Consider the following 12,951-nt stretch of genomic DNA (forward strand, 5'->3'; position numbering starts at 1 on the left):
GCGCTACTCATGTGAATATTTTAGACCTCTGAGCGCCGCCTGTCCGTGACGGAATAGGAACCACCGTTCCAACCTGCAGCTCGGATCTACTGAATTTGCGTGGAATTTGAGCAGTGCAGCGAAGGGCGCTGACATTTTCTGTTGATGCGCGGTGATACCTGACCAGTGATGCACGCGAGATTCGCTGTCGCTTTCGAATCGCTTTTTTTGTTCGGCTTGCTCTGCATTGGCCTTGCCGTTGCTTTGCTTAGCTCAGTTTTTTGCTTTTGACTCACCCAGTCGCCTTAAAGCAAGCCGAGCAGCGCAGTCATGCGTGGCCGAAAAAGCCACCCGCGCCTGAAGGGCGTGGAAGCCTTACTTCGCTGTGCCCTAGAGCGCTGCGGCTTAAAGCTGTGCTTGAAATTCCCGCATGGCTACAAGTGCACCTGCCGGAAATCTCTTGTAACCGTACCCTCATCCGCCCTTCGGGCACCTTCTCCCGGAGGGAGAAGGAAATGCATGCAGCGAGTTTGTGCGCCGTGCCGCGCATGGCGAAGAGCGCAGGGCACCGGTGCGGCCGTATCGCGCCGGATTGCGTCAGGCGACGGCGTTTGAAGCCGGGATTTTGCATTTGGGATTTGGGATTGGCAAAAAAATGCGGGCACTTCAGCACCACGGTGAATCCAGAGCACAGTGCTCAATCCAGAGTACGTCGCTCGCTCCAACGCACAGCGCTCAAGCCAGGGCAGCGACAGTCCATCGAGCACAATGTCGGATTGCTTGCGTGACTGCCGTACCCTCATCCGCCCTTCGGGCACCTTCTCCCGGAGGGAGAAGGAAATGCAGGCGGCGAGTTCGGGCACTTACTTCCGCAGGGAAAAGGGCATGCATACAGCGCGTTTGGGCACCGTCTCCGGCAGGGAGAGGGGTTAGGCGTCTGCCAGCGCCTGCAGGTAGCGCTGGCGCCAGTGGTTGATATTGTTCTTGCGCAGATGATCCATCATCGCCCGCCACCGCTCGATACGTGTTGCCAACGGCATGCTTGCTGCCGTTGCGATTGCATCGGCCACACCGTCCAGATCGTGCGGATTGACCAGCAGCGCTTCTTTCATTTCGTCCGCCGCGCCGGCCAGCAACGACAGCACCAGGACACCGGGATTCTCAGGGTCCTGCGCGGCCACGAATTCTTTGGCGACCAGATTCATGCCATCGCGCAATGGCGTCACCAGGCCCACCGATGCGGCCCGATAGAAACCAGTCAATGTCGCATGGCTGAAGTTCTGGTTGACGTAGCGCAATGGCGTCCAGTCCGGCCCCGCATGTCCACCATTGATATGGCCGGCGATCTGTTCCAGCTGCCCGCGTAATTGACGATATTCTGTGACATCGCCGCGCGATACCGGTGCGATCTGCAGATAGGTCAGGCTGCCGGATTGATCCGGGTAGCGCTCCAGATAACGCTCGAAGCCCTGGAAGCGTTCCGGCAGACCTTTGGAATAATCCAATCGGTCCACACCGATGGCCAGCTGCCGCCCGCGCAGACTCTCGCGCAGATCGCGCACGGCTTGCTTGCTGACGGATGCTTTTGCCTGATTGGCAATCAGATCGGTGTCGATACCGATGGGGAACGACGAGGCAGTGAAGCGCCGCCCGCCCGGGCCTTCGACCAGATCGCCGTCCAGAATGCGGCCGCCACCGAACAGGCGTACATACGCCTTGAAGCGCTCTGCATCGCGTTGGGTCTGGAAGCCGACCAGATCGTAGGCGTAAAAGGTGCTGAACAAGCGTGCGTGATCGGGCATCGCCTGCATCAAATCGGCCGACGGCATCGGCACATGCAGGAAGAAGCCCATTTTGCAGCCCACCCCCAGCTCGCGCAGCATCGCGCCCAGCGGGATCATGTGGTAATCGTGAATCCACAAGGTATCGCTGTCTTTCAGCAGCGGCGCGAGTTTTTCTGCGAACAAGCGATTGACGCGTAGATAGCCTTCGCGCTTGGCGCGGTCGTAATCGACCAGGTCCAGCCGGAAGTGCAGCAACGGCCACAACGTGCGATTGGCAAAGCCGTTGTAGTACGAGTCGATGTCGCGCTTGTTGAGGTCCATGGTGACGAAGGTGATGTCGCCTTCGGTCTGCTCGTGCATGCCGCCGCTGTCGCCACGCGCGGTCTTGCCGCTCCAGCCGAACCACATGCCGCCGCGCTCCTTGAGCGCTGCCAACAACCCGACTGCAAGGCCGCCGGCACGGTTTTCGCCGGGCACTGCAACACGATTGGATACCACCACCAAACGACTCATGACGCCTCCTGCCAGCTCCGCGACAAGCGCATCGCTGCGATGATCAAACCGACATGCGAATAGGTCTGAGGAAAGTTGCCCCAGGCTTCGCCGTCTTCGAACGATAGGTCTTCCGAGAGCAAGCCGAGGTGATTGCGGCGCGACAGAATGCGCTCGAACAATTCACGTGCCTCGTCCTTGCGGCCAATGGAGGCCAGCGCATCGATGTACCAGAACGTGCAGATGGTGAAGCTGGTTTCCGGCTCGCCGAAGTCGTCGGGCGCGATGTAGCGATACAGCGCATCGCCATGTTTGAGCACCCGGCCGACCGCTTCGACCGTGCGCACGAAGCGGCTGTCGTCGGCATCCACGATGCCGATGTCGGCCAGCAACAGCAGCGAGGCATCCAGACGATGGCCACCGAACGTGTCGGTGAAATGGCCGCGTTCTTCGCTCCAGGCTTCGGCCAACACGCGCTCGCGAATGCTGTCTGCGCGCTGCTGCCAGTACACGCTGCGCTCGGGCAGCGCCAGGCGGTCGGCGATCTTCGACAAGCGATCGCACGCGGCCCAGCACATCGCGGCGGTGTAGGTGTGCACTTCGGCGCGGCCGCGGAATTCCCACAGGCCGGCGTCGGGCACGTTGTGCAGCGCATAAGCGCGCTCGCCCAGCGGTTCGAGCCGGCGGAAGGTGTCGGCGTCGCCCTGATCCTTCAGGCGCAGATCGAAGAACAATTGCGTCGAGGCCAACACCACGCTGCCATACACATCGTGCTGTTGCTGGATCCACGCCAGGTTGCCGCGCCGCACCGGGCCCATGCCACGGTAGCCGTCCATCGTGTCGACTTCATGCTCTTCCAGCTGCGATTCGAAGCCAATGCCGTACAGCGGCTGCAGGGTGCCGTCGGCGGTGGCGATGTTGAAGATGTAGCCGATGAACTGCTCCATCGTGCGCGTGGCGCCCAGCCGGTTGAGCGCGCGCACCACGAACGCGGCGTCGCGCAGCCAGCAATACCGGTAATCCCAATTGCGCGGGGTATTCGGCGCTTCCGGAATGGACGTGGTCATCGCGGCGATGATGGCGCCGCTATCTTCGTACTGGCACAACTTGAGCGTGATCGCGCTGCGGATCACCGCCTCCTGCCAGTCCAGCGGAATGGACAGATAGCGCACCCATTCGCGCCAATATTCTTCGGTGCGTTCCTGCGCTTCCTGCACGTAACCGGTGAGCGAGCGGGTCAGCGATTCGTCCACGCCCAGCACCAGACTCACCGGGTGGCTGAGCACGAACGGCAAACCGTCGCGCACGAAGCGCACCGGCACGTCGGTGGTCAGGCGCAAGGTGAATTCCGGCAACACCCAACGGATATGGTTGCTGCCCCAGGTGGTATCGGGCGTACGGCCACCCCAGTCGGCGAGCGGGCGCGCACGCACCACGATGCGCGGGTTACCAGCGAGCGGGCGAATCTGCCGGATGATGCTGACAGGCCGGTAAAAACGGCCGTTATTGCGCCAGCGCGGTGCGAAGTCGATGACTTCCACTTCGCCACCGTGGCTATCGCGCAAGACGGTGCGCAGCACGGCGGTGTTGGGCAGGTAGTGCTGCTCACTGCTGACGAAGTCTTCCAGCTCCACCGCAAAATCGCCGCCTTCGGTCTTGGGCGACAGCAAGCTGCAAAAAGCCGGGTCGCCGTCGAAGGCGGGCAGGCAGCTCCACACCACGCGTGCCTGCCGATCGACCAATGCGCCAAAGCTGCAATTGCCGATGACGCCCAGATCCAGATTTGGCTCGGTCATGAGGTGCAAACGATCCTGTAAGTAGCGAAAGGAAGCGCGCCTACGGTGATGCGTGGCGCGCGTTGTGTTGCAGCCACGCGTGCACAGCGGCAGTGCCGTCGACGCGAAAACGCGCGCTGGTCTGTGCACGATCGCCGACCAGAATGCTCCAGCCGCCTAAGCGATTGGCTGCATCGAAGCCGAATTCGTCGGTGAGGTCGTCGCCGACAAACACCGGCGTGCGGCCTGCAAATGCGGCGGTCTGCATCAGTTGTTCGACGGCCAAACCCTTGTTGCTGCCTTCGGGCACGAATTCGACCACGTGGTCGCCCGGCTGCAGGCGATAGCCGGAGAGCTGGGCGATTTCACTCTGCGCGAAGGCCAGCACATCGGTGCCGGCGTCCGGTTGCGCGCGCCAATGCAACGCAACGCTCACGCCTTTGTCTTCGACCAGCACGCCTGCGTGTTTATGCGTCAGCGCCGCAGCGCGTTGATGCAGGCCATGCAGGAATGCAGAAGTGTCCTGCGGCATGGCGGCACGTGCGGCAACATCGCTGCGCAACTCATGCCCATGCAGGCCGGCGGCCGGCAGCAGCAGTGGTGCGAACAAGGCATCGAGCTGTGCAAGCGGACGTCCGCTGACCAGGGCGATGGCACCGTTGAGGCGCTCGCTCAGCTGGACAATTGCCTCGCGTACCTCGGGCAATAGCCGCACGGCCTCGGGGCTCTCGGCAAAGTCGATGAGGGTGCCGTCCACGTCCAGAAACAATGCGCAGGCATCGTCCAGCAATGGCGGCGACGGAAGGGGGGAATGCGCGTCTGCCATTACGCTAGTGTGCGCAAACCGGTGTGAGATTCAGGTTATGGAACGGCAGTGAGTGCTGGTAGACACATGCAACTGCCTATCCTTCTCCCCCTCGGGAGAAGGTGGCGCGTAGCGCCGGCTGAGGCGACGTGCGAAGCCTCGTGCAGTTGGAAGGACACGGGAGCTTCGCCCGTACCCTCACCCCAACCCCTCTCCCGCAGGAGAGGGGCTAAAGCGGTAGCCGCAGTGTTCTTCCCTTCTCCCTTCGGGAGAAGGTGCCCCGAAGGGGCGGATGAGGGTACGGGCGAAGCCTCGTGCAGTTGGAAGGACACGGAGGCTTCGCCCGTACCCTCACCCCAACCCCTCTCCCGCAGGAGAGGGGCTAAAGCGGCAGCCGCAGTGTTCTTCCCTTCTCCCTCAGGAGGAGGTGGCGCGTAGCGCCGGCTGAGGCGACGTGCGAAGCCTCGTGCGGTTGGAAGGACACGGGAGCTTCGCCCGTACCCTCACCCCAACCCCTCTCCCGGAGGGAGAGGGGCTAAAGCGGTAGCCACGGTGTTCTTCCCTTCTCCCCTCGGGAGAAGGTGGCGCGTAGCGCCGGATGAGGGTACGGGCGAAGCCTCGTGCAGTTGGAAGGGCACAGGAGCTTCGCCCGTACCCTCACTCCAACCCCTCTCCCGCAGGAGAGGGGCTAGAGCACGCTCCCTAGGGGAAAGGGAGTTTGCAGCTTGCGCTGTTGCTCAGAAGGTATACCGCACCCGCCCATACCAGTACGCGCCATTGCTGCCGATCGGCGAGAGCACGTCGTAGGGCAGGTTGCCGAAGTAGGCGATATCGTCGATGGAGCGGTCCGAATAGTTGTCCAGGATGTTCTGCCCGCCGATGGCCAGCGTCCACTGTGTGCCCAGGTGATATTCGGCTTCCAGATCCAGCTGCCATTCGGCGCCATAGGTCTGGCGTGGCACGAAGCCGCCGCCGAAGTCGAACACGCGTGTAGCGCTGCCATAGCGGTTCACGCGCGTCTGCAGGTTCCAGTGTTGGTTGCTCCAGTTGGCCGCCAGCGCGGCACGCGTGCGTGGTGCCGCATCGGTGAGCGTGTTGCTTTCTTCCACGCCAAACAGCACGTAGTCCGGGTTCAATGCCAGCAATTGCGCGGGCGTTGCGATGATGTTTTCCAGCTCGGTCTTGGCATAGCTGTAGGTGCCGGTCAGCAGCAGGTCGCCGCCGAAGGCGTACTGGCGCCAGTTGGCGACCAGCTCGGCGCCGCGGGTGCGGGTGTCGGCGGCGTTGAGGAAATAGCTGGCGCTCTGCACGCCGGTCACGCCGAAGTTCTGCTGCACGAAGCTGGTCAAGGCGTCGCCGGTGATGTCTTCGGACAAGGCGATGCGGTCGTCGATATCGATCTGGAAAAAATCCAGCGACAGGTCGAAGTGATCGCCCAGCTTGCTGGTGAAGCCCAGGCTGTAGTTGACCGACTTTTCCGGCTTGAGATCGGTGGCGCCGAGCGCGCGGGCGATCGGGTTATTGACCGACAGCAAGCGGCCCTGGGTCAGCCGGCCGGCGGCGTCGTAACCGGTGGAAGTGGCTTCGTAACCGATCTGGCTCAGCGATGGCGCGCGCACGTTGTTGGAGATGGCGCCACGCAGCGCGAATGCCGGGGCGAACGCATAGCGCGCGGCCAATTTGCCGGTCCATTGGCTGCCGAAATCCTGGTAATGCTCATAGCGACCGGCCAGGTCGGTGGAGAATTTTTCACCGAACTGGCTGGAGACGTTGGCATAGGCGCTGGCGACATTGCGCGACAGATCGGCTTCGTCCTGCGGGGTGAGCCCGCCGCCGGCCTGCGAGCCGGTGGGGCGATCAGTGAACGGGCCGGCGGCGTAGCTGGCCGGGTCGCCGGCATGGGTGCGGTATTGCTCGCGGCGGAATTCGGCGCCGGTGCCGAAGGTATGGGTGGCGCCGGCAATGTCGAACACGCGGGTCAGATCGAAATTTCCCACGGTCTGCGAAAACGCAAAATCACCGGTCTTGAACGCAGTGGTGCTGCCCGGGCCGAGCGAGGCATTGAGCGAGTTGCGCAGGCGGTAGGTGAAATCGTTGCGGCCGTAGTTGACGCTGGCGTCGTAATCCCAGTTGCCCCACTGCCCACGTGCGCCGGCAACAAGTTGCAGATCGCGATTTTCGCCTTCGGAAATCGGCCGGTAGCCATTGGGGTAGATCTCGCGCCAGTTGGCGCTGCTGTCGGGGTAACGGAAGTAATTTGCGCCCTCGGTGTCGCGCTGGTTGTACGTGCCGAAGGCGTAGAACTCGCCGCTGGCGCTGAAGGGAATCTTGGTGTTGAGCCAGGCGTTCAAGCCCTTGGTGGCGCCGTCGCCGAGCACGTAATTGCGCCGGCCGGCCAGGGCCAGGTTGTCCGGGGTCTGCTCTTCGAACGGCGGGATCTGATCGAAGCCGGCGCGGTTGGTGGCTTCGCGATTCTTCAATTCCAGGCCGACCTTGAAGAAGCCGCCGTCATCGCCCAGCAGCGAGCCGACCTTGGCGCTGGCGTAACTGGTCTGGCCATCGGTGACGCGGCGATCGATCGGCGCCACATCGGTGTTGTAGGCGCCGAAGCTGGCTTCCAGTTCGCCGCGCTCAGGGTTGTCGTCCAGGATCACGTTGATGACACCGGCAATGGCATCGGAGCCGTATTGCGCGCCGGCACCGTCGCGCAGCACTTCGATGCGCTTGATCGCGTTGATCGGGATGGAATTGAAATCCACCGGCGTGGTGCCCTTGCCGATCTTGCTGTCGGTATTGACCAGTGCCGAAGTGTGGCGGCGCTTGCCGTTGACCAGCACCAGCACCTGATCGGGCGAGAGCCCGCGCAGTTGTGCGGCGCGGATGTGATCGGCACCGCCGGAATTGGATTGACGCGGAAAATTGAACGACGGCAGCAGCGCCTGCAGCGCGCTGCCCAGCTCGCCGTTGACCACGCCGGCCTTGCGAATGTCTTCGGCAGTGAGCACGTCCACCGGCACCGTCGATTCCAGCACGGTGCGGTCGCTGGCGCGGGTGCCGGTGACGATCACCGTGTCCAGGGTGGTGGCGCCGGTATCGGCCTGCTGAGCCTGCGCGTTGGCGCTCAATGCAGCGGCCACAGCCAGGCCGATCATCGAAAGGGTGGGGCGGGTCATGCTCTCTCTCTCCTGCAACTGCAAACGCGCCGCAGGGCCGGCGTCCGGCCGGACTGGTGCGCAAGGGGGCGGACTGTTCCACATTCATCCGGATGGAGAGATATTATCGCGTTGTTCAGGCCTGCGCGAGATGGCACGGTGCGCGCCCCTGCATGTGCTGATAGCGCGGCCGCATGAGCGCCAGCGCCACTGGCGTAACGCCCGCAGCAGTGCGGCTCGTACACTTGCCGCATGACGCCCGCCACTGTGCGCGCCGACTGCGGCGCGCCACCTGTGCATCGCTGTTTTTAGTCCCCCCTGAAACCGTTGGAGAACTCGATGAAGTTGCTGCCGTCCGTGTTGATCACCGCCGTGCTGGCGTTGTCTGGTTGCGCCACCATGCCGGGCAAGACGCCCGCTGCTGCGACTACCACCGCCAGCATGCAGGGCGATGCGCAACGTCCCGGCGACGCGCGTGGCTGGATTCGCAGCGAGCTCTACTTTGGCGTGGGCGAAGAAACCGGCCCGGCCGATCGCCCGCAGACCCGCACCATCGACGAGACGCAGTGGCGCGCGTTTCTGGACAAGGAAGTGACCCCACGCTTCCCGGATGGGCTGACGGTGTTCGATGCCTACGGCCAGTGGCTGTTCCGCGGCGCCAAGGAGCCGAACCGACTCGGCACCAAGGTGCTGGTGATCCTGCATGAAGACACCCCGCAGCGGCGCAACGACATCGAAGCGATTCGGCTGGCCTGGAAGCAGGCCACCGGGCATCAGTCGGTGTTGTGGTCGCGGCAGGCGGTGGATGTGTCGTTCTGAGCCGCGCGGTGCGCATGCGCGAGATGCAACGGCGCGACGGGCTGCGTCCCGATAGCGCGGCCATGCGCGTGGCATTGGGCGCAGCGCTCGGCCTGCTGGGGTTTGCCGCGACGGCAGACGACGGCCAGATGCAGGTGGCGATCGATGCGACGACACACGCAACCGCCAGCCTGGTGGGCGCGCGCCTGCACGTGGTGCTGTCGCCGGGCGGCAGCGAGCAGTGGCTGGACGCCAATGTGGATGACGGCGAGGGCGGCGGTAGCGTCCGAAGCGACGACTACAACTTCGATGGGCACCGCGATCTTGCGGTCACCGCGATGCTGGGCCAGGTCAACGAGGCGACATTGGTGTTCCTCTTCGACCCGGTGCAACGGCGCTTCCGGCCACTGGCCGCGCCCACGCGCCCGGCGGTGCAGTGCGACGGGTTGTGGAATCTGACCCCCGACGCCAAGGACCGCAGTCTGACCAGCGCCTGCCGCAGCGGGCCGATGTGGTACAGCGATCAGTATCGCTATGCCAGCGATGGCCGGCTGTATGTGTATCGCTCGCAGCAACCGATCGAATCGCCAGACATCCAGTCGCTGCTGGGGCGCGATGGCGACGACGCCTATCCGCTGTCGGTGTGGTCCACCTTCGACGCGCATGGCGGTGTGATCGCCACCGCCATCGGCGAAACGCTGGAGTCGCCGATGCCCGTGCAACTGCGGGTGCAGGTGGCACGGTTGCCCTTGTATGCCACGCCAACCGCGGCCAGCACGCGGCGGTATCTGGTACAGGGCGATCGCGCCGATGCGCTGGATGTCAGCGCGGATGGCATGCGCATCAAGCTGCGTTACCGCAGCGCCACGGCGGGCGAGGTGGTGGGCTGGGTGGCGGTGGATGCCGCTTCCGCTGGCAGCGGGCAATAACCGGCGTCGCTTGTCATGTGGGCGCGGCCGGCATCTTGAATCGGTTGTGGCATCCGTTCTGTGTCGCCGCCGGCATGCGTGCGCGGTCGCCTGAGCGCTGCTAAGAGCGGCCAACAGCACAGTTGCGTAGCCGCCTGCCGGGCGCAGCGAGTGCCCGGCACTCGTGCACTGCGGCTCCGAGTGCGCCGTCCATATCCGCCTGGCGACTGCTCGCTACGTTTTGCCAGCCGCCGCTGATGGCCGTTGTTGGTGAGGTCGGATCGCATTGCCTGCGCGCGCGTCGAACTGCGCGCACGCGAGACGCGCGCGCTGCCGTGTCGCATGTCGCCGTGCTGCATCGGCATGCGTAGGCGCTTGCCGATGGCCGTGTTCCCCATCCCATGCGCGCCAACACCCCGTTCCACCGGTTCGCTGTCACCGGTGCCGGGCAGCGGCTACCATCGCCTGTCCCCACGTCTTGCAGACCTCCATGTCCGCTCCCTCTTCGCGTCCTGCGGCCTCGCCGCGCTGGTTCGTCGCCGGCGACCTCAACGGCTTCTTCGGCCTGGTCGTCGACAACCTCTCCATTCTTGGCTTCATCTCGGCGGCGCTGATCGGGATATTTCAGTTTCCGGCCGAGGTGGTGTTCGGGCGCATGTTTCCCGGCACTGCGTTCGGTGTGTTGGTGGGCAACCTGCTCTACACCTTGATGGCGCGGCGGCTGGCCGCACGCACCGGGCGCGACGATGTCACCGCGATGCCGCTGGGCCTGGATGCGCCCACCAGCATCGGCATGGCGTTGCTGGTGCTGGGCCCGGCGTTTGCCGGCTTCAAGGCGCAAGGGCTGGATCCGCAGGTGGCGGCAATCGCCACCTGGAAACTGGGCATGGCCGCACTGGTGGTGATGGGCCTGCTCAAGCTGGTGCTGTCGTTCGTTGGTGAGGCGGTGACGCGTGCACTGCCGCGCGCAGCCTTGCTCGGGTCGATTGCCGGCATCGCGCTGGTGCTGATGGGCCTGTTGCCGTTGCTGGAGACGCTGCGTTCGCCGGTGGCCGGCTTCGTCACCCTGGGACTGCTGCTGTACGTGCTGTTGGCCAAGGGCCGCCTGCCGACCAAACTGCCGGGCGTGCTGGTGGCGTTCGTGATCGGCACGGCGCTGTATTACGGGCTGGGACTGGCGGGCCTGGGCGCGCCGGGCTTTGCGGTGCCTGCGTGGACCGCGCCGCAGATCGTGCTGCCGCTACCGAATCTGGGCTTTATCGAAGGACTGCCGGCGACGGTGACCTACCTGCCGTTGCTGCTGCCGTTCGGCCTGTTGATGGTGGTGGGCGGCATCAATGTGAGCGAAAGCGCGCGCGCGGCCGGCGACGACTACCGTACCCGCGACATCCTGCTGGTGGAGGCGCTGGCCACATTGGTGGCCGGCGTGTGCGGCGGCGTGGCACAGACCACGCCGTACATCGGCCAGCCTGCGTATAAAAACATGGGCGCGCGCAGCGGCTATACCTTGCTCACCGGCCTGTTTGTCGGCATCGGCGGCATGCTCGGGGTGATCAGCGGGCTGGTGCAGTGGCTGCCGCTGGCGGTACTGGCACCGATCATCGTGTACGTGTCCATCGACATCACCACACAGGCGTTTCAGGCCACGCCCAGGCACCACGCCGGCGCGATGGTGCTGGGGTTTCTGCCGTCGGTGGCGTACCTGCTGACCATCAAGGCGCCGGGCTGGATCGCGCCGGAGCAACTGGTGGCGTTGACCACGAAGGTGGATGGCCACGGCCTGCCGGAGCTGGCGGTGATCTTCGCGCTAGGCAATGGGTTCATCATCACTGCGATGCTGTGGATCGCCACGGTGGCGGCGATGATCGATGGCCGGCTACGCCGCGCTGCGATATTTCTGCTGGTCGCTGCGGGCTTGACACTGTTCGGACTGATCCATTCGGTGGACCCACGTGGCGGCATCTATCTGCCCTGGTCGCTGCAGGGCCTGGCCCGGGCGATCAGCTGGCAATTTGTCGGCGCCTACGTCGCGCTGTCGGTGACGTTGCTGTTGCTGTCGCTGCTGCCGGCACGCAAGGAGGCAGTGCAATGAAGTATCACGCGCGTGTCGGTCGACTGCTGCTTGGCGGCGCGCTGGTGCTTAGCGCCAGCACTGCATGGGCGGCCTCGTTCGACTGCAAACAGGCCAGTACGCCGGTAGAAAAACGTATCTGCGCGGTGCCCGCACTCGGTCTGCTGGACGATCAACTGGACGAAAGCTACCAGGCGCTGATGCAAACGACGCCGCGCGCTGCGGTGGCCGGTGTGCGCGAGCAACAACGCGCCTGGCTGCGGCAGCGCAACGCCTGCGCGCAGGATGCCAAGCCGGACGGCTGCCTGCAGCGCAGCCTCAGCGCCAGAGCCGATGTGCTGGCCAAAGCGCTCACCGCGCAGCAACAGGCGCTGGACCGCATCATCGCCAGCATCCCCGGCAAGCCTGCCGAGGCCGCACGGCAGTTGCAGGCCTACGACGCGCCGTTGGCTTCGGCATGGCTGGCGTATCTGCATCAATTCGTCCCCGCCGCCGGTGTGGATGCAGCGTTGGCGAACGCGCGTTTTGAAAGTGCGCGCAAGGCCCTGCACAAGATCGATGATTTTGCGGCGTCGTTGCTGGATGACGCTGCCGGCACGCCGGCAACGCCACAGCCCGAACGCGTGCTCACGCTATTGCGCATGTGGATCGAGCAAGACGGCAGCGGAAATCGGCCCTATGTGCACTGCTTCATTTTCGCGGCGGTGGGTGAGCCTGCGTACGAGGCATTCGGGCCGCTGTATGGCTCCACGCGCGACTCGTTTGCCCCGGTGTGCGAGCCGCCGGGTGGGTTGTTTGCGCTGGCGAGCTGGAAGCAGCTGGACGATGGGTTCGATTCCTTGATCGAAGCCTTGAGCAAGGACGCCGGCACCATCCGCTATGCCAGCTACGCCGAGTGGGGCGTGATTGCGCTGCGCGCCTCGGTGTCGCCGCTGTTGTACCTGCAACCGGCTTTGCGCAAGCGCTATGGCGATGATCCGGACCAGGCCATTGCTGCCTGGGACGGCGATGACAGCGAGTGGCCGGCAGCAGACCGTAAGGCGGTGCGGGCGTTGTTGCCGAAGGTGCGCGCGGATACCGCGGCGTGGCTGGTGCGCGAAAAAAAGCTGCCTGCAAAACAGGCCGATCAGGCTGCCGCCGCGATCGTGGCGGCCTGGGTGAATGCGCGCTTGGACTTCGCAAATTGA

Annotated in this window: 8 protein-coding genes and 1 other RNA gene; 5 read left to right on the forward strand and 4 right to left on the reverse strand. The window is 64.4% G+C overall.

From position 1 onward, the window contains the following. Window positions 1-908 precede the first annotated feature (908 nt). From otsA to RQH86_RS09605, 4 genes are all read right to left on the reverse strand, one after another. Window positions 909-2,276: an alpha,alpha-trehalose-phosphate synthase (UDP-forming) gene (gene otsA, locus RQH86_RS09590; protein ID WP_055848926.1), complete on the reverse strand. Its 1,368-nt coding sequence runs from the start codon at window positions 2,274-2,276 to the stop codon at window positions 909-911. Continuing rightward, window positions 2,273-4,051 (reverse strand): glycoside hydrolase family 15 protein, encoded by a 1,779-nt coding sequence (locus RQH86_RS09595; protein WP_115513671.1) that lies wholly within the window; start codon window positions 4,049-4,051, stop codon window positions 2,273-2,275. The genes otsA and RQH86_RS09595 overlap by 4 nt, the downstream gene beginning before the upstream one ends. Before the next feature lie 40 nt (window positions 4,052-4,091). After that, window positions 4,092-4,856: a trehalose-phosphatase gene (gene otsB / locus RQH86_RS09600; protein ID WP_311239588.1), complete on the reverse strand. Its 765-nt coding sequence runs from the start codon at window positions 4,854-4,856 to the stop codon at window positions 4,092-4,094. A 716-nt stretch (window positions 4,857-5,572) separates the two neighbouring features. After that, window positions 5,573-8,008 (reverse strand): TonB-dependent receptor, encoded by a 2,436-nt coding sequence (locus RQH86_RS09605; RefSeq protein WP_115559107.1) that lies wholly within the window; start codon window positions 8,006-8,008, stop codon window positions 5,573-5,575. Between the two features lie 318 nt (window positions 8,009-8,326). On the opposite strand from RQH86_RS09605, the gene RQH86_RS09610 reads away from it, so the two are divergent. From RQH86_RS09610 to RQH86_RS09630, 5 genes are all read left to right on the forward strand, one after another. After that, window positions 8,327-8,806, forward strand: a complete 480-nt coding sequence (locus RQH86_RS09610; RefSeq protein ID WP_311239589.1) for a DUF3574 domain-containing protein — start codon at window positions 8,327-8,329, stop codon at window positions 8,804-8,806. A 14-nt stretch (window positions 8,807-8,820) separates the two neighbouring features. Beyond that, window positions 8,821-9,714, forward strand: a complete 894-nt coding sequence (locus RQH86_RS09615) for a hypothetical protein (RefSeq protein ID WP_311239590.1) — start codon at window positions 8,821-8,823, stop codon at window positions 9,712-9,714. Between the two features lie 150 nt (window positions 9,715-9,864). Then, window positions 9,865-9,943, forward strand: a non-coding RNA gene (locus RQH86_RS09620) — sX9 sRNA. Between the two features lie 240 nt (window positions 9,944-10,183). Then, window positions 10,184-11,785 (forward strand): hypothetical protein, encoded by a 1,602-nt coding sequence (locus tag RQH86_RS09625; RefSeq protein ID WP_311239591.1) that lies wholly within the window; start codon window positions 10,184-10,186, stop codon window positions 11,783-11,785. Then, complete coding sequence (locus RQH86_RS09630; protein WP_311239592.1) at window positions 11,782-12,951, forward strand: lysozyme inhibitor LprI family protein; 1,170 nt, start codon at window positions 11,782-11,784, stop codon at window positions 12,949-12,951. Before RQH86_RS09625 ends, RQH86_RS09630 begins: the two co-directional genes overlap by 4 nt.

Origin of the sequence: Xanthomonas sp. WCS2018Noco2-27 (assembly GCF_031843525.1) — a bacterium.
GTDB lineage: Bacteria > Pseudomonadota > Gammaproteobacteria > Xanthomonadales > Xanthomonadaceae > Xanthomonas.